At 70.0% G+C, this 16,738-nt stretch carries 19 protein-coding genes; 6 read left to right on the forward strand and 13 right to left on the reverse strand.

All coding sequences use genetic code 11. The annotated features are described in order from the left end of the window. Positions 1 to 27: 27 nt before the first annotated feature. Positions 28 to 930 carry an SDR family NAD(P)-dependent oxidoreductase gene (locus ACWDRB_RS45770; protein ID WP_449905040.1) on the reverse strand — a complete coding sequence of 301 codons (903 nt, stop codon included), beginning with the start codon at positions 928 to 930 and terminating at the stop codon, positions 28 to 30. Between the two features lie 61 nt (positions 931 to 991). Here ACWDRB_RS45770 and ACWDRB_RS45775 point away from each other — a divergent pair, with 61 nt between their 5' ends. Then, positions 992 to 1,936, forward strand: coding sequence for a cupin domain-containing protein (locus ACWDRB_RS45775; protein WP_449905042.1), 945 nt, complete (start codon positions 992 to 994; stop codon positions 1,934 to 1,936). Positions 1,937 to 1,971: 35 nt separating this feature from the next. Continuing rightward, a complete protein-coding gene (locus ACWDRB_RS45780; RefSeq protein ID WP_449905044.1) occupies positions 1,972 to 2,562 on the forward strand; it encodes a chloramphenicol phosphotransferase CPT family protein in 591 nt (196 codons plus the stop codon). On the opposite strand, the gene ACWDRB_RS45785 is transcribed toward ACWDRB_RS45780, so the two are convergent. Next, positions 2,547 to 3,269 carry a phytanoyl-CoA dioxygenase family protein gene (locus ACWDRB_RS45785; protein ID WP_449905046.1) on the reverse strand — a complete coding sequence of 241 codons (723 nt, stop codon included), beginning with the start codon at positions 3,267 to 3,269 and terminating at the stop codon, positions 2,547 to 2,549. The genes ACWDRB_RS45780 and ACWDRB_RS45785 overlap by 16 nt on opposite strands. A gap of 10 nt (positions 3,270 to 3,279) precedes the next feature. Further along, positions 3,280 to 4,149: an alpha/beta fold hydrolase gene (locus tag ACWDRB_RS45790; RefSeq protein WP_449905048.1), complete on the reverse strand. Its 870-nt coding sequence runs from the start codon at positions 4,147 to 4,149 to the stop codon at positions 3,280 to 3,282. Between the two features lie 61 nt (positions 4,150 to 4,210). Here ACWDRB_RS45790 and ACWDRB_RS45795 point away from each other — a divergent pair, with 61 nt between their 5' ends. Together ACWDRB_RS45795 and ACWDRB_RS45800 are read left to right on the forward strand one after the other, a co-directional pair. After that, a complete protein-coding gene (locus ACWDRB_RS45795) occupies positions 4,211 to 4,762 on the forward strand; it encodes a helix-turn-helix domain-containing protein (protein ID WP_449905050.1) in 552 nt (183 codons plus the stop codon). Between the two features lie 155 nt (positions 4,763 to 4,917). Then, complete coding sequence (locus ACWDRB_RS45800; RefSeq protein ID WP_449905052.1) at positions 4,918 to 5,412, forward strand: serine hydrolase; 495 nt, start codon at positions 4,918 to 4,920, stop codon at positions 5,410 to 5,412. Positions 5,413 to 5,647: 235 nt separating this feature from the next. On the opposite strand, the gene ACWDRB_RS45805 is transcribed toward ACWDRB_RS45800, so the two are convergent. From ACWDRB_RS45805 to ACWDRB_RS45835, 7 genes are all read right to left on the reverse strand, one after another. Further along, a complete protein-coding gene (locus ACWDRB_RS45805; RefSeq protein ID WP_449905149.1) occupies positions 5,648 to 6,826 on the reverse strand; it encodes a cytochrome P450 in 1,179 nt (392 codons plus the stop codon). A 76-nt stretch (positions 6,827 to 6,902) separates the two neighbouring features. Beyond that, positions 6,903 to 7,463 (reverse strand): TetR/AcrR family transcriptional regulator, encoded by a 561-nt coding sequence (locus tag ACWDRB_RS45810; RefSeq protein ID WP_449905054.1) that lies wholly within the window; start codon positions 7,461 to 7,463, stop codon positions 6,903 to 6,905. 43 nt (positions 7,464 to 7,506) lie between these two features. Next, positions 7,507 to 7,803, reverse strand: coding sequence for an antibiotic biosynthesis monooxygenase (locus tag ACWDRB_RS45815; protein WP_192789828.1), 297 nt, complete (start codon positions 7,801 to 7,803; stop codon positions 7,507 to 7,509). A gap of 201 nt (positions 7,804 to 8,004) precedes the next feature. Then, entirely contained in the window at positions 8,005 to 9,621 is a 1,617-nt protein-coding gene (locus ACWDRB_RS45820; protein WP_449905056.1) for a GMC oxidoreductase, read from the reverse strand. A 23-nt stretch (positions 9,622 to 9,644) separates the two neighbouring features. After that, entirely contained in the window at positions 9,645 to 10,145 is a 501-nt protein-coding gene (locus ACWDRB_RS45825) for a carboxymuconolactone decarboxylase family protein (RefSeq protein ID WP_397369217.1), read from the reverse strand. After that, positions 10,142 to 11,200, reverse strand: coding sequence for an NAD(P)H-dependent amine dehydrogenase family protein (locus ACWDRB_RS45830; protein ID WP_350733328.1), 1,059 nt, complete (start codon positions 11,198 to 11,200; stop codon positions 10,142 to 10,144). The genes ACWDRB_RS45825 and ACWDRB_RS45830 overlap by 4 nt, the downstream gene beginning before the upstream one ends. Positions 11,201 to 11,239: 39 nt before the next feature. Next, entirely contained in the window at positions 11,240 to 11,998 is a 759-nt protein-coding gene (locus ACWDRB_RS45835) for a class I SAM-dependent methyltransferase (RefSeq protein WP_449905060.1), read from the reverse strand. A gap of 72 nt (positions 11,999 to 12,070) precedes the next feature. Between ACWDRB_RS45835 and ACWDRB_RS45840 the strand changes: the two genes are divergently transcribed. After that, on the forward strand, positions 12,071 to 12,640 hold the full coding sequence (locus ACWDRB_RS45840) for a CGNR zinc finger domain-containing protein (protein ID WP_449905062.1): 570 nt from the start codon (positions 12,071 to 12,073) through the stop codon (positions 12,638 to 12,640). A 6-nt stretch (positions 12,641 to 12,646) separates the two neighbouring features. Here the strand turns inward: ACWDRB_RS45840 and ACWDRB_RS45845 are convergent, their stop codons facing one another. The 3 genes from ACWDRB_RS45845 to ACWDRB_RS45855 all read right to left on the reverse strand — a co-directional run bounded on the left by ACWDRB_RS45845 (position 12,647) and on the right by ACWDRB_RS45855 (position 14,566). Next, entirely contained in the window at positions 12,647 to 13,663 is a 1,017-nt protein-coding gene (locus ACWDRB_RS45845) for a D-2-hydroxyacid dehydrogenase family protein (RefSeq protein WP_449905064.1), read from the reverse strand. Positions 13,664 to 13,838: 175 nt separating this feature from the next. Next, entirely contained in the window at positions 13,839 to 14,207 is a 369-nt protein-coding gene (locus ACWDRB_RS45850; RefSeq protein ID WP_449905066.1) for a ClpX C4-type zinc finger protein, read from the reverse strand. A 17-nt stretch (positions 14,208 to 14,224) separates the two neighbouring features. Beyond that, a complete protein-coding gene (locus ACWDRB_RS45855; protein ID WP_350733336.1) occupies positions 14,225 to 14,566 on the reverse strand; it encodes a hypothetical protein in 342 nt (113 codons plus the stop codon). Between the two features lie 326 nt (positions 14,567 to 14,892). Between ACWDRB_RS45855 and ACWDRB_RS45860 the strand changes: the two genes are divergently transcribed. Next, positions 14,893 to 16,707, forward strand: coding sequence for a glycosyltransferase family 2 protein (locus tag ACWDRB_RS45860; RefSeq protein ID WP_449905068.1), 1,815 nt, complete (start codon positions 14,893 to 14,895; stop codon positions 16,705 to 16,707). The last annotated feature ends 31 nt before the right edge of the window (positions 16,708 to 16,738 follow it).

Genomic DNA, 16,738 nt, shown 5'->3' on the forward strand with positions numbered 1-16,738 from the left:
CGGTACAGGTCGGTGATGAGGCCGCGGTCAGTGGATCGCTGCCGCTGTGAGCGCGTACTCCCAGAGGCGGTCCGCGGCGGCCGGGTCCACCGACCAGGCCGCGACGCCCGCGGTCGCGTCCGGCACCTCCTCGGCCTCCTGGTTGTCCGAGGAGAAGTACCGGCCGGTCACGCCGTCCAGCAGCGGGGACGCGGCGAGCAGCACCGAGGTGGAGGCGCCCTGCTCCGGGGTCTTGTAGTAGTCCGGGGTCACCAGGTTCCCCTCGTCGTCCATCGCGCCCGCTGCCCGCATGGTGTCGTCGTCGAGGTGCCGCTGCAGGTTGGTGTGGATGTAGCCGGGTTCGAAGGCGTTCGCGGTGATGCCGTCGGCGGCCCATCGCCGTGCGGCGCCGACCGCGAGCAGCGCATCGGCCGTCTTCGACTGCGCGTACGCGACCCACGGGTCGTACGGGCGGCGCTCGAAGTGCGGATCGTCGAAGTCGAACGGCGACAGCAGCTGGGCGCCCGAACTCACCATGACCACCCGCGCGTCCCCGGCCTGCCGCAGGTTCTCCCGCAGGCCGGTGATCAGTGCGAAATGCCCGAGAAAGTTCGTCGCCAGCTGCAGTTCCCAGCCGTTGGCGGCGACCTGGCGGGTGGGCAGCGCCATGATTCCGGCGTTCGCCACGATCGCGTGCACCGGCCCGATCCAGCCGGCCACGAAAGCGCGCACCGAGCCGAGATCGCTCAGGTCCAGGGCCCGCTGGTCGCCAGTGGGGTTGCGGGTCGCGACGGTGACCTCGGCTCCCGCGCCCCGCAGCGCCCGTACGGTCTCCAACCCGATCCCGGAGGCTCCGCCGGTGACGATGATCCGCCGGCCGGTGAGGTCAACGCCGGCGAGGATCTCGGCGGCCGTGGTCCTGGCGTCGAACGGGGTGCCCATACGTGTCATAACCCGCAACGGTAGGGACCAGGATTTGGACTCGGAATGGTTCAGGATCCAACATAGTTGAGTGAGCGTCCAGCAAGCCGATCCCCTCGAAGACGTCCTCGCCCTCGTCGGCACGAACAGCCGCCTGTCCGTCAGGCTGGTCGCCGGCGGCGAGTGGGCGATGTCGTACGGGCCGCCGCCGGCGGTCAAGTTCGTGGCGGTGCGCCGCGGCCGCTGCCTGCTCACCGTCGACGGCGTACCGGAGCCGATCGAGCTGGCCGAGGGCGACTGCTTCCTGCTCACCCAGCCGCGCGCCTTCACCCTGGCCAGCGGTCCGGGGGTGCGGCCGGTCCCGGCAGGCCCGGTCTTCGCGGCGGCCACCGACGGCGCGGCCCGGGTGGGGACCGGCGCGGACGTGGTCCTCATCGGCGGGCGGTTCGACTTCGGCGAGCGGGCCCGCGACCTGCTGCTCGACGTGCTGCCGCCGGTGATCCACGTACCCGGCCGCACCGCCGAGGCCGCGACCGTGCGCTGGGCGCTCGAGCAGATCGACGCCGAACTGCGCGACCGGTCGCTCGCCTCGACGCTGGTCACCGAGCATCTCGCCCTGGTCATGCTGATCCACCTGCTGCGCCTGCACCTGGCCGTCGCCGGGCCGGGCGCGGTGTCCGGCTGGATGGCCGGGCTCACCGACCCGGTCGTGGCCCCGGCGCTGCGGGCCATGCACGCCCGGCCGGCCCATGCCTGGACGGTGGCCGAGCTGGCCGAGTCCGCGGCGGTGTCCCGGTCGACGCTCGCTGCCCGCTTCAAGCGAACCGTCGGGCAGAGCCCGCTGGACTACCTGACCGGTTGGCGGATCGAACTGGCCACCGACCGCCTGCGGCGTGGGGACGACACGGTGGCGATGATCGCCCGTACGGTCGGCTACGGCTCGGAGAGCGCGCTGAGCAATGCGTTCAAGCGGGTCACCGGCGCGTCTCCGCGCGAGTATCGTCGCCGGATCGGGCCATACACAGCCGTACGATAGGACATGGCTCGGGAGCGGCCTGCCATTGTGTGAGCATGGAACCCACCCCACCGACTCGAGGCCCGGGCCGCGTCATCATTCTCAGCGGGGCCTCCAGCTCCGGGAAGTCGACCCTGGCCAAGGCCCTGCAGCGCGCACTCGATGAGCCGTTTCTCTATGTCTCGTCCGACCAATTCGTGGCGAGTGGCATGCTCCCGGAGCGGCGTGACCACGAGGGTCCCTTCTCGTGGTGGTACGAGATGCGGCCGCGCTTCTTCAAAGGCTTTCACCGGTGCCTGCCCGCGCTGGCGAGCGCGGGCAACGACCTGATCGTGGAGCACATCATCGAATTCCCGACGTGGCGCGAGGAGTTGTCACAGCTGCTGGCGGACTTCGACGTGTTCCTCGTCGGGGTGCATTGCGACCTTGCGGAGATCGATCGGAGAGAACGCGAGCGCGGGGACCGCCGCATCGGGGAGGGGCGTGAGCACGTCGAGGTCGACGGCATCCACACGTTCGGTCCGTACGACTACGAGCTGGACACCAGCCAGGGCGTTTCGGACGCACTTGTGCAGTCGGTGGTGACCGCCTGGCGAGCGAGGGGCACGCGGCGCGTGCTGACCTCGGGAGCTCACGAGATGGCCTGAGCCAGTGCGTTGCCCCCCTCCGGAGTCACCGGTTCGGTCAGGAAGACGGGCGCCTGGGCCATGAACCTCGGCTCGTCGCCCCGGTGTTCGTCGGCGGCGTGGACGGTGAAGGGATGGACCAGGTAGATGTCGCCCGGCCGGCCCGTCGCGTACGCGAGCGGACGGTGTGCACTGGCCGCGTCCACCAGCGGTCCGGCCTCGAACGGGTCCAGCACACGCCCCGCCAACGTCGCGGCCGCGTCCCGGTGCGAACCGACCCTGATCCGGGTCGGCGCGTCGTCGGGGCCGACCTCCGACAGCAGGATCAGCAGCAGCATCGTCTCCGGCTGCCCGCTGCACAGGTAGCCGCCGTCCGGCTGGGCGGCATTGGCATCGATGTGCCAGCCTCTGTCGTCGGCGGGCGGGAGGCGCGGGAATCGGATCGGCACCATGCCGAGCGAACCACGCGGCACCCAGCCACCGGCCCCGCAGAGCTCGTCGAGTGCCTCGGCGAGCCGGGGACTCCGGATGAACTCCCCGAGCGCGCCCTCACCCGTGAGGTCCGCGGCCCACACCACCGGTTCCTTCCAGGTGGCCGGGTCCTGCGGTGACAGACCGGTCTGCCGCCACAGCAACGCCCGGGCGGCGTCGCCGACCTCGCGCGGGGCGGCCTCTTCCAGCTTCACGAACCCGTCGGCGACAAAGCGGTCAATGTCAACAATGCCCATGCCAGGGACGCTAACAGCCGTGTCCATCCATTTTTCGGGAGGCCGTCAGGAGCTGTCGTGTCCGGTCCGCGATCAGGCGGGGCTGCTCGGCCTGGATGAAGTGCCCCGAGGCGACGTCCTCGTGGCGCCCGTCGGGCAGGGTCTCGGCGTAGCGGCGCTGGTGCTCGCGGTTGGCGGCGTGCTGACGTTCCCGCCCTCTTTCTGCGCGGGTCACCGACAGCACGATCGTCGAGCATTTCGGGAGTTGGGGCGGCCGGGCGCGGAACTGCGGGATGGCGGCGGCCACCGCCTGGATCTCCTTGCGGGTCTGGGAGGTCCCGGCGGGGGTGAAGTCCTCGGCGAGCATGGTCCGGTAGGTGTCGGCGGAGAACAGGCGCCGCACGTTACCGGTGAACAGGCGTGCCAGAGGAGTGAACCGGCTGAGCGTCTGCGTCACCGCCAGCATGCGGTCGATCTTCTTGGAGGTCTGGTCCCAGGTGTCGTACACCGGTGAGCTCTCTGGCAGGACGTCGGCCAGCAGCAGGCCCCGCAGCCGAGGCCCCAGGCGCTCGGCGGCGCGGCGGGCGACCAGCCCGCCCATGCTGTGCGCGACGAGCACGAACTCGCCCGGGACGACGGCCTCGGTCATCGCGATCAGATCGGCGGCCATGTCATCGATGCTGAGCCGCTGGGTGACGCGGCCGCTGAGCGCGCGCCCGGCACGGTCGTAGGCCACCAGGTGCGCCGTGTCGGCCAGCAGCGGCAGCACCGGATCCCAGAAGGTCCGGCCGCAGCCTCCGCCCGCCTCGAAAACCACCGTCCGGTCATGCACCTGGCCGGACTCCTCGACATAGACGCGCCGGCCGTTCACCGGCACCGCCCGCCCCGCTATATCCCGCATGCCCGCTCCTCCCGACCGTTTTCATTTTGGATAATGGTATCTCATATGAAATCGTTGGGCCATGGACGCCGTTGAGCTGCTGCTGCATCCGGTACGGCTGCGTATTGTGCACGCCCTGTCGGCAGGACAGGTGCTGACGACCGCGCAGTTGTGCGCCCGCATGCCCGAGGTGTCGAAGGTGACCGTCTACCGGCAGGTCGCCCTGCTGGCCGAGGGCGGCTTTCTCGAGGTGGAGGGCGAGCAGCGGGTACGCGGTGCCGTCGAGCGGAGCTACCGGCTGCGTCAGGACCGGCCCGCGATCGACGCCGGCGCCGCGACCGCGATGTCGCTCGACGACCACCGCCGTGGATTCGCCGCGGCGATGGCCGCCCTGATCGCCGAGTTCAACGCCTACCTGGACCGCGACGGCGCCGACCCGGTCGCCGACTCGGTGTCCTATCGGCAGGGGACGCTGTGGCTCAGCCCGGACGAGCTCGCCGAGATGCTCACCGACCTGCTCGCGGTGCTGCGGAACCGGGTCGCCAACGCTCCCGCGCCGGACCGCGCGCCGTACCTGCTCAGCGCGATCCTGTTCCCCGCCGAGCAGCCGCCCCCGGACGTGCCCGGTCGCTGAGGGAGGCGGGTGGCCGAATGGCCTACTTCCCAGGGCGGAGACCGTCGGCCGATATCAGAGTTTCCGCGGGTGCCTTCTCCGATGCCGTACCACGCCTCCATGGCTGATCTTGAGGTGGCGGAGGCCGAGAGGCGGGCTCCGGGAGGAGGGGCGACGTGAAGGGGAAGAAGTACGTCGGCGTGGCCGTCGCGGCGGGTCTGATCACGGCGGTGGCGGCGGCGCCCGCCGGGGCCGCCGTCGGGACGGCGGGTCCCCGTGACCGGGCGAATCTGCAGGCGATGCTGGACAGGATCGTCGATGTCGGCGCGGTCGGGGTGATCGCCGAGGTACGCGACGGTAACAGGACCTGGCGTGGCACCAGCGGCCGGGCGAGGATCGGCGGGGACCGGGCGGCTCCCGTGGACGGGCGGTTCCGGATGGGGAGCGTGACCAAGTCGTTCACGGCGACCGTGGTGCTCCAACTCGTGAACGAGGGCAGGCTGGAGCTGTCCGACAGCGTGGAGCAGTGGCTGCCCGGGCTCGTGGACAAGGGGGCCGACACCGCTTCAGCCCCTGGTCGAAGGCCTCCTGAGCGGCGGCTTTGCCTTCCTCCATGGTGGCGCCCAGGCATATCAGATAGCAGACCACCGGGAAGTACTCGCGGTCGGTGAAACCGACATAGTTGGCTTTCAGGGCCTGCGTTCGTTGATACGCAGCCGTCGGCGTATCGCCATGAGGTTCCTGCGGCCCGGCATTCGTCACGCGTCCGACTCCTTTCGAGACAAGGAGACTGGCGGAGCATGGGGCAAGATCGGAAGCGGGCATTCGGGAGAGCGGTGGGGGAGCAGTGGCACGTGGTATCAGTGGTTTCCCACTGGGGCGGATGATCCTCCACCGCCCTCCCTGTTACCAGGTGACGGGGAGCCGGTGCACGCCGTAGATGGTCATGTTCGTACGCATGGGCACCTCCTCCGGCGGCACCGCCAGCCGTAGGGAGGGGAAGCGCTCGAACAGCGCCCGGTACGCGATGCGCATCTCGAGCCTGGCCAGCTGCTGGCCCAGGCACTGGTGGATGCCGTGGCCGAAGGCCAGGTGCCCGGTCGGCGACGGACGGGTGACGTCGAGGGTCTCGGGATCCGGGAACCGTTCGGGGTCGCGGTTGGCGGCCGGGATCGACAACGTCACCACCTGGCCCTTCCTGATGGTCCGGCCGGCGATCTCCACGTCCTCCAGCGCGGCCCGCATCGGCCCGAGGTGGGGGACCGAGAGGTACCGCAGCAGTTCCTCGACCGCGCCCTCCATCAGGGCCGGGTTCCCGCGCAGCGCGGCGAGCTGATCCGGGTTCTCCAGGAGGACGTACGCGCCCAGGCCGAGCATGGCCGCCGTGGTCTCGTGGCCGGCCACCAGGAGCAGCAGGCCGATCCCGGTGATCTCCTCCAGCGTCAGCTCGCCACCGGTGACGAGGCCGGAGAGCAGGTCGTTCGCCGGGTGTGCCTGTTTCGCCGCCGTGAGCTCGTACAGGTAGCCGAACAGCGAGGCCGTCGCGGCGGCGACCTCCTCCTTTGTCGATCCGTCGCGCAGGACGGTGGCGGAGTCATGCTGGAACCGTCCGCGATCGGCGGGCGGCACGCCCAGCAGCTCGCAGATCACCAGGGAGGGGACGGGCAGGGCGAACTCGCGCACCAGGTCGGCGGGCGCGCCGCCGCGTTCCATGGCGTCGAGGACCTCGGCGGTGATCTGGCCGATCCGCGGCTCCAGGGCCTGCAGCCTGCGCACGGTGAACTGGGCGGTGAGCCGGCGGCGGAAGCGGGTGTGGTCGGGCGGGTCCAGCTGCATGAAGAAGCCGGGAGGCTGCGCGAAGCCCGCCAGGTCGATCCCCTCCCAGGCGACGGGCCAGCGCAGATGCTCCAGGCGGCTGCTGAACCGGGCGTCGGCCAGCACCGCCCGGGCGGCCGCGTGGCCCGTCACCAGCCAGCCGTCGTGACCGTCGGGGTAGCGCATGGGCTGGATGGGCGCCTCCTCGCGCCAGTGGCGCAGCTCTCGCGGAGGGTCGAACGGGGACGGACGTTTCGTGGGGAAGGTAATGGTCACGCTCTTGCTCCTCTACACCTATAGAGCCTCTACGGATGTAGAGTAGCGAGGGGGCGCAGCGGTCCTGATATCAGCCCTCGCCGACGGTGGCGAGCAGCGCGCGGATCTTGGGACGCAGGTCGGGCAATTCGCCCGGGTCGTTGAGCAGGTGGTCGAGGAGCAGGCCGTCGCCGTACGCGATGAGGTCGCGGGCCCACAGGTCCGCGTCGGGCACGCCGGAGTCGGCCAGCAGGCGGGTGATCAGGGCCCGCACGCGAGCGCCGCCGGCCAGGAGCGCCTCGCGCAGCTCGGGCCGCCTCGTGGCCTCCAGGGACAGCTCGTATCTGGCGAGCTGGCGGTCGCGGCTGGTGGTGAGCCACTGCCCGAGGAGCCAGGCCGCGGCCTCGACCAGGTCGTCTGCGCCCGTCATAGACGGCGCCCGCTCCTGCAGCGCGGCCAGGTCGGCGGCGGTGTGGTCGGCGAGGCGCTCGACCGTCGCCTGGAGCAGCGCCTGCCGGGTCCTGAAGTAGTAGGAGGTCGAGCCTTCCGGCAGGTCGGCCGCCCGATCGACGGCGCGGTGGGTCAGGCCGCGCATGCCTTCCGCGGCGAGGAGCCCGATCGCCGCGTCGGCGATCTCCTGTCGTCTCGACACGGGCCGAGTCTAGTGACGGCCCGCCGGGCGGCGGGCCGGTGGTTCACCGTACGGGGACGCCGAGTTCGCGGCCCTGGTAGAAGCCTTCGCGCTCCTCGAGGACGTAAGGGCTCATGATCTCGCGGCGCCGGTTCTCGGCCTCGGAGCTGCGCCAGGAGTCGCAGGCCTCCTTCGAGTCCCAGAAGGACACCCCGGTGATCTCCTGCCCGTCCTCCGACCAGTACGCGTACGCGTGGCGCAGGCCCTCCGGGTACGGGTCCGGGCGCCAGGCCCTCTCGAACTCCTCCAACGCCCCCGGCCTGATGCGGCGCGTCGTCACCCAGACGAAGTGCTCTCTCATCGCAGCCTCCTCAGCGGCTTTCATTCCACCATAGGCGCCTGGGGCGGCGATATAAGGGAAAATATCGGCGTAAAAGGCTGCTGTTTCTATGCCATGCCATGGGATTAGCTTGACGATCACGTGTAACCGAGGTCATCATTGATCCAAGCGATGACACGACGCTTGGATTTGAGGCCCGCAGAGATGCGGGCCTCAAATCTTTCACAGGTCGGTGGCGATGATTTTCTCGATGTTCCGCTCGGCCAGGGCCGTGATGGTGACGAACGGGTTGACGCTGGTGTTGCCCGGGATCAGCGCCCCGTCGATGACGTACAGGCCGGGGTAGGCGGTCAGGCGCCCGTAATTGTCGGTCGCCTTGTTCAGGACCGCACCCCCGAGCGGGTGGTACGTCAGATGGTCGCCCCAGATCTTGTAGACGCCGAACAGATCGGTCCGGTAAATCGTCCCCTCTTTCGAATTGATTTTGTCGAAAATGGTCTTCGCCATGTCGATGGCCGGTTGTTTCCAGGCCGTCTGCCAGTTCAGGTCCACCTTTCCCGTCGCGGCGTTCCAGGTGAACTGGGCCCGGTTCGGGTTCTTGGTGATGGAGAGATAGAACGACGCGAAGGTCTCGATCCCGGTGGGCAGCGGGGCGATCTCCGCGAAGGCGCCGCCCGCGGCCCAGTTGTCGATGCCGGAGCACGGGATGGACGACTGGAGTGATCCGGTCGGGTCCCAGAGGTGGTTGGCGCGGCCGCACATGACGTTGCCGTTGTCGCCCCAGCCCTTGCCGATCTCGCCGTTCAGGTTGGGCAGCGCGCCGGTGGCCTTCAGCTTGACCAGTAACTTGCTGGTGCCGACGCTGCCGGCCGCGAAGAACACCCGGTCCGCGGTGACGGTCTTGGTGGCCGTGGTGTCGCCGCTGGTGTTCAGCTGCTCGATGGTCACCGTGTAGGCGCCGCCGGACGCGGGAACGACCGAGGTCACCCGGTGCAGGGGGGAGACGGTGACCCTGCCGGTGGCCGCGGCCCGGGCGAGGTACGTCTTCTGCAGGGACTTCTTGCCGTAGTTGTTGCCGTACAGGATCTCGCCGGCCAGGGCCGACTTGGTGACCGTGCCGGCGGCCTCCTGCTCCATGTAGTCCCAGTCGTACACGTCCGGCACGAAGGTGAACGGGAAGCCGGAGCGCTGGGCGTGCTTGCGGCCCACGCGGGCGTACTGGTAGCAGTCGGTGGAGTCGAACCAGGCGGGGTCCACGGTGCCGACGCCGAGGCCGGTGTTCGCGCGGGGGTAGTAGGTGTCGTACATCTCGGCGGGGTTCACCGAGGGGAGGATGGCGGCGAAGTTCTCGCGCTTGGGGGTGACGGCCATGCCGCCGTTCACCAGCGAGCCGCCGCCGACGCCGCGGCCCTGGTAGACCGTGATGCCGCTGAACTCCTCGGCGTCCAGCACGCCGGTGTAGCGGGGGATGTCCCGGTCGATGGGGAAGCCGAGGAAGTAGTTGAGCGGGGCCTTCGTCCGGGTGCGGAGCCAGTAGGAGCGGTTGTCCGGCTGGAGCGTGTTGCAGAAGATCTTGCCGTCGGAGCCGGGGGTGTCCCAGGCCATGCCCATCTCGATCATGTGAACGTTGACACCCGCCTGGGCCAGGCGCAGCGCGGCCACCGAGCCGCCGTACCCGGTGCCGATGATCAGGACGGGCACGTGGGCCCCGTCAGCGATCGGACCGGCAGCGGCGGCGGCCGGGTGGCTGAGGGCCGCCGCGCCCAGGAGGGACCCGGTTCCGATGAGGAAGCCGCGGCGGGAGATGTCGGGGGTCGAGGTCTTTCCGGTGCTGCGCATGCGGTCCCTCACTTCGTGAGTTCTCATAATCGGGGGGTGGGCGATGAGCCGCCGGTCAGCGTGCATGCGGTGTCGAGGCCCAGTACGTGGTTGAGGCGGCCGAACGCCAGCCACGAGCCGAGGCACATGCTCAGCTCCACGATCTCGAGCTGGCTGTAGTGCGCCGTCATCCGGGCCCAGAACTCCTCGTCCAGGCCGTGGTGGTCCAGGGCGTACCGCTCGGCGTACTCGGCCGCCAGGCGGGTGCGGTCGTCGAACGCGTCGGTCGTGCGCCACTCCGTGACCGCGTCGGCGAACGTGTCCTCGACCTTCTGCCCGTCCCGCTCCGTACGCCAGTCGAGGCAGAAGGCGCACCCGTTGATCTGCGCGATCCGCAGCCGCGCGGCCTCGAACTCGCGCAGTCCGAGGGTCGTGTGGGTGTACACCGACATCGAGAACTTCGAGGCGGCGATCCCGATGCCGGGGACCATCTCGCCCCACACGTACGAGATCGGGTCCTTGCCTGCGGGAATGTCGATGTTCACGGTCGTTTTCCTCCGAGGGTGCCGGGTCGCAGCGGGACGTCGAGCGCGTCGTACAGTCCGGGTCCGGCGTCCGCGAGCCAGTCGATGGCGCCCACCAGGCGGGCGACCGCGGTGGCGTTCCCTCCGGCGGACAGGTTGCCGCCCTCGTCGGTGGCCTCCACCGTGACCTCGATGCGCGGCCGGCCCTCGATGATCACGCGGTGCGCGCCCACGCCGTTCGGGGCCGTCGGCCAGTCGGGCGCGCAGGACGAATGGATGCGGGTGACGTGCTCGACGACGATGCGGGGCTCGCCCTCGACGATGCCCTGCACCTCGAACCGGACCGCGCCCTGCGTCCCCGCCTCGAACTCGCCCACCGTGGCGTCGAGCGCGCGCCGGTCGCGGGTCTCGCGGATCTCGTCGAGCTCGACGCCGAGCGCCCTGGCCATCAGCCGTACCTGGCCGCCCCACACCATGGTCGGGACGGTCGGCGCGATCATCGGCGGCTCGTAGTCCATCGGCTGGCCCATGCCGACCAGGTACCGGACGGAGTCGGGCTGGTCGTACGTGGAGTAGTCGAAGATCTCCTGGCAGCGGATCGCGTCGATGGTGGAGCCGAGCCCGCTGATCAGCAACGGCAGCACGTCGTTGCCCCAGCCGGGGTCGATCCCCGAGACGAACAGCGAGCCGCCGCCCTCGCCGATGGCGGCCAGCACCGGCTCGCGCAGCTCGGGCGGGGCGTTGCGCTGGTCGTAGAGCGCGTAGAGGGAGGGGGTGACGACGACGGCTCCGGCTCGGATCGCCCTGGTCACGTCGTCGAGTGCCTCCTGGGGGCGGAGGTCGCCGGAGGCCGCGTAGACCACCGCGCGGGGGCTCGCGCCCAGGACGGCGTCGACGTCGTCGGTGGCGGCGACCCCGAGCTCGTGGCCGAGCCCGCCGAGGTCGCCGGCGTCCCTGCCGACCTTGTCCGGATCGTGGACGAGTACGGCTGTGAGTTTCAGCCCCGGATGGGCCTCGACCGCGCGGATGGCCGCGCGGCCGACGTTGCCCGTGCCCCAGACAACCGTGGACATCATGGGCGGAGCGTAGCAAGCGCTTGGTTAGTCGTATAGGGGTCAGCCGCGTACGGCGCACAGCAGGCGGTTGTTCCCCCGCTGCCAGAGCGTGCCGACCTCCGAGAACCCGGCCTCCCGCAGCGCCTCGACGTGATGCGACAGCAGGTGCGACTCCGAGCCGTGGTGCGAGGCCCCGGCCGTGGTGCGGCGCGCCTCGTTGAGCTCGGCGAAGGCCGGGTCCGCTTCGACCGCGTCCCACCAGGTCCGCCAGTCCTCCGGCGGGTTCGCGCCGAACGCCCGCTCCGTCTCCCTGTCGTGGACGGCGCGCTCAAGGCGCGAGAGAGCGGGGGAAGTGTCGTCGGTGTCCATGTGGTCGCCGTTGAGCAGCAGCCCGCCGGGCCGCAGCACGCTCGCCACCTCGCCGTACACGCCCTTGAGGTCGGCAGCGGAGATCCAGTGCAGCGCCGTCGTGCTGATCGCGGCGTCGGCGGGCCCGTCCAGTCCGAGCAGTTCCGTCCAGCCGCCGGTACGCAGGTCCGCCGAGACGAACGTCAGTCGCGGGTACGCGGCCCGCCCGAGTCCGAGCAGCAGCGGGTCGGCGTCCACCGAGATCACCTTCGCCTTGGGCAGGCGGTCGAGCAGCCGGGCCGACAGGGATCCGGGGCCGCAGCCCAGGTCGATCACCACCGGGTCCGGCCGGTCCAGCGCCTCCACGGCGTCGATCAGGGCGGTGAAGCGCTCCTCGCGGTCGGGGAGGTAGCCCTCCTGCTGGCGGTCCCAGCGCGCGATCCACTCCAATGCGGCATCGTGAGTGAGCACGTACGTCTCCTTGTGACTGTCGTTTATGCTTTGGACAGTTACAAGCTAGAACATGAAGGTGTAACCGGTCAATTGGATTACAACAGTCACACGGATGGCGTGGTCAGGACCACGGTGGCGATCGTCAACGCGCTGACCCCCGGTGAGCAGCGGGGACGCGCTTATCCGGCGCAGGGCAGCGCCGGTGCCGCCGCCACCGAGAGCCTGCGTACGGTCTATCCGGATCATCGCGACATCACCGACGCGGAGGGCGCCGAGCTGGCGGAGGTGGCCGCCCGCCTGCGTACGGTCTTCGCCGCCGTGGCCGCCGACGACATCGACGCCGCCGCCACCGAGGTCAACGCGCTGCTGGAGGAGAGCCACGCCAGGCCGATGCTGGAGCGGCACGACGGCGAGCCCTGGCACCTGCACTTCCACGGCCCGGGCGGCACGCTGGCGGGCGAGTGGGCGGCGAGCTGCGCCACCGGGCTGGCGATCGTGCTGGGCAGCGAGTTCAGCGACCGCCTGGGGGTCTGCACCGCGCCGCACTGCGACCGGGTCTACGTGGACGTCTCGCGCAACGGCACCCGGAGGTTCTGCTCCACGGCCTGCCAGAACCGCGTCAAGACGGCCGCCTTCCGCGCCAGGAGCCGGGCCGACTGACCGGGGCTAGAGGGTCCTGATCGGGGCGCCGGCGAGGAAGGCGTCGATGTCCTCGACGGCCTCGCGGAAGTACGTGCCGTAGTTCAGCTCCGTCACGTACCCCAGATGCGGCGTGGCCAGCACGTTGGGCAGCGTGCGGAACGCGTGGCCGGCGGGCAGCGGCTCCAGCTCGAACACGTCCAGCCCGGCCCCCGCGATGCGCCCCGCCCGCAGCGCCGCCACCAGCGCCTCCTGGTCGACGATCGCCGCCCGCGAGGTGTTGACCAGGTAGGAGGCCGGCCGCATCAGCGACAGCTCCCGCTCCCCGATCAGCCCCCGCGTGCGGTCGCTCAGCACCAGGTGGACGGAGACGAAATCGGACTCGGCCAGCAGCGCGTCCTTCCCGGGGGCGAGCCGCACGCCGAGCGCGTCCGTGCGCTCCTCGGTCAGGTGATGGCTCCACGCCACGACGTCCATGCCGAACGCCCGGCCGATCGCCGCCATCCGGGACCCGATCTTGCCGAGCCCCAGCAGCCCGAGCGTGCGGCCATGGAGGTCCGTGCCGACGGTGCTCTGCCACGGCCCGTCCGCGCGCAGGGCCGTCGCCTCGGGGAGCAGGTGGCGGGCGAGGCCGAGGATCAGCGCCCAGGTCAGCTCCACCGGCGCGGTCGAGCCGCTGGCCGTGCCGCAGACCGTGACGCCGCGCGCCCGCGCGGCGGCCACGTCTACGGACGCGTTGCGCATGCCCGAGGTGATGAGCAGCCGCAGATTGGGGAGCCGGTCGAGCACTTCGGCCGGGAACGGCGTGCGCTCCCGCATGATGACCACGATCTCGTAGTCGCGGAGGGCGGCCACGAGGTCGTCCCTGGCGGTGAAGTGGTCGCGGAAGCCGGTCACCCGCACCCTCGACCAGTCGGCCAGGCCGAGAGCCACTCCCTGGTAGTCGTCAAGCACGGCGCAGCGCAGCATGACCAGCAATCCTACGGAGGATCCGGTCCCCTGCTCCAGCTCCCCGGTACGCCCGGGGAGCTGGAGCCCGTTCATTCGGCAGCGAGTCGCTCTGCCTCGTCGTGCAGCGCCAGGATCAGGATCAGCTCGAGCTGGAGCTCCTCCAGATCGGGCGCAGTGAGCCCGTGTAGGACGCGCATGTCGGGCCTCCCTGACCATAGGACGCCCCACATGTCACAACGGTTCACCTGTCAGGTCTCGCTCCTGAACCTCAGGTCTCGCTCCTGAACCGTTCCCACGCGGATTGCCGCGTCATACCGAGGGAGGCGCCGATGCGTTCCCAGCTGACGTCCCTGCCGCGAAGATGCGCCACCCAGTCGCGCAGGTTGTCGTCCACCTGTGACTGCACGGCGGCGATTTTCGGAAGATGCTCGAGTATTTGCTCCTCTGTCAGGGACTCCCACATCGGGAGGCGGGGCTCGGTAGAGGTGGCGAGGCGCTCCTGGGTGAGGATTTCATTGCACAGTTCGATGCATTGGTCACAAATGTGCACACCCGGACCGGCAATCATCTTGTTCACCTCCGTGCTCTTCTTGTGGCAGAAAGAGCAGCGGATCTTGTCCTTCCAGTCGTCAGGCATGCCCTGACACTAGCCCGTCAGGCCGCACCTGACAACCCCATCTGTTCCTGCAGGATGGCCTGACGCTCCTCGGCGATCTTGCGACAGATCGTCACGTACGCGTTCAGCACCTTGCCGTACAGCCCGCGCGCCTGTTCCAACTGGGCGCGCAGCTCCAGGACGCGGTCGGCGTCGCCGCGTTGCTCGGCCTCCGCCAGCAAGGTCCGTGCCTCGTCCACGATCTCCTCGGCGCGCAACCTCGTACGGCGGAGCACGGCGGAGCACTGATGCAGCTCTTCCAAGCGAGCCGCGGAGACGATGAACTCAGCAGAGTGCACGGGCGAGTCGTCCGACGCCCGCCTGCGGAGATCCGATGCCATTTCCCGCCACCTCCCGGTCAAGGTTGCCTAACTGTAGACGCGCAAGCCCATCGAGAGGATCACCGGGGAACGCCCGGGGGTGGCTGAATGATCCTGGCGGAGAGGTTTCTATTCCTCGGTAGGAAAACCTCATTCCTGAAACTCATTCGGTCGCAGGATAAATGTGGTACTGCCAGGGCCTATTGGTGGAATGCCGTATATCTCCGTTGGCTGCAAAAGCAGGGGTGAAGACATACGATCGGCCCTCGCGGAGGCCCGGGCTCGTCACATACTGAAGCCGGACGGCAGCGCAACGTGACTCTCTCAAGTGGTGGCGGTGGTGGCGGATGTCTGAAACGGGGAACGGTGACGACGCGGTCGACGTGAGCGTCGTCATCCCGGCACACAACTGCCGGGCCTACCTCGACAGATGCCTCACCTCCGTGCTCGTGCAGCGCGTGAAGAAGGAGCTCATCGTCGTCGACGACGGCTCCACGGACGGCAGCGCCGAGCTGCTCGACCTCTACGCCGCCTATCACCGGGCCAGCGTCAAGGTCGTCCACATCGACGGCAGCGGCAGCGCGGGCCGGCCGCGCAACGTCGGCATCGAGCACGCCTCGGGCCGGTACGTGTTCTTCTGCGACGCCGACGACTACCTGGGCCCCGAGGCGCTGGAGCGCATGGTCGCCATGGCCGACAGGAACGGCTCCGACATCGTCCTCGGCAAGATCGTGGGCCACGGCAGGCGGGCGCCGGCGTCGATGTTCCAGCAGAGCGCGGAGAGCGTGACCATCGGCGACAGCAACGTCTACAACAGCCTGTGCTGCTTCAAGCTGTTCAGGAGGGAGCTGCTCGAACGCCACCGCATCAGGTTCGGCGAGGGCATGCTCGTGGGCGAGGACATCCTCTTCACCGTGCACGCCTACTGCCACGCCGGCGCCGTCTCCGTGGTGGCCGACTACGACTGCTACCACCTCGTGTCCAGGCCCGACGGCACCAGCATCATGCAGCAGCGCGGCAGCAGGGACCCGCTCGCCTGGCTGGCCATGATCAAGGCGCCGATCCGGCTCATGGCCGGGCACGTCGAGCCCGGTCCGCTCCGCGACCACCTGCTGCGCCGGCACTTCAGGCTGGACGTGTTCGCGCAGCTCGGGCAGGTGTTCCTGGAGAGCGACGACGTGCGGCGCAAGGACATCGCGCGGGAGGTGGCCGCCCTGTGCGACGAGTGGTACACCCCCGGCGTGCACGAGCTGCTCAACAACGTCGACAGGCAGCGGGCGGCGGCGCTCGACGACATCGACCGCCTCGTGCGCCTGGCCCGCATCGAGAGCGCCGCCGTGCGGCGCAGGCTGACCGGGCTGTGCTGGGACGGCGACAGCCTCGTGGTGACGGGATCGGCCGGGCTCGACGGCATCGGCGGGGACGACGGACTGGCCGTGGTGCTGCGCGGGCGGCACGACCCGGCCGCCGAGGTGGTCGTCCCGGCCGAGCGCAAAGGGAACGAGTTCACCGCGCGGGTGAACGTGTCCGCGCTCGGCTCGGGGATCTGGGACCTGCGGGTGGCGGTCGAGGTCGAAGGCGTGGTGCGGCTCGGCAGGCTCGGGGCCGAACGCGACAGCGGCGTCAACCGCCCGCCGCCCCGGCTGATCGGCACCGCCGTCGCCCTGCCGTACTTCACCAGGGACAACGGCAATCTCAGCATCGACGTCGGCGGCCACGTGGTCGGGGTTCCCGGCTCGGTGCGGCTCATCAGGACGCGGTGGGCGCTCGGGCACCGGCTGATCGTCGACGGCGAGGTCTGCGTCGCGGGCGCCGCACCCGCCGCCTCGGCGGTCAAGCGGGTCGTCTGGCGCGAGCGGCGCAGCGGCCGTGAGCGGGTCGAGCGCGTTGTGGCGCTGCCCGGGGGCGGTTTCGTGGCCAGGCTCGGGGTGGGCTGGCTGCCGCCCGGCACCTGGGACGCGTACCTGGAGCTGGATCTGGGCGGGCCGCCCGCGCGGTTCAGGATCGAGACCGACGCCGAGACGGTGGCGGCGCCGCGCCGGTGGTGGGGCGCGGCGGTGCTCAGGAGCGTGCGGCCGTACGCGACCTCGGGGAAGGGCCGGCTGAGCACCGTGGTGCGGCGGCTCACGGCGAGGATGATCATCCGGAGAATCATGCGCTAATGCCATCCATATGCAGGTGCAAGACGATGTC

This window comes from Nonomuraea sp. NPDC003707, from assembly GCF_053587055.1.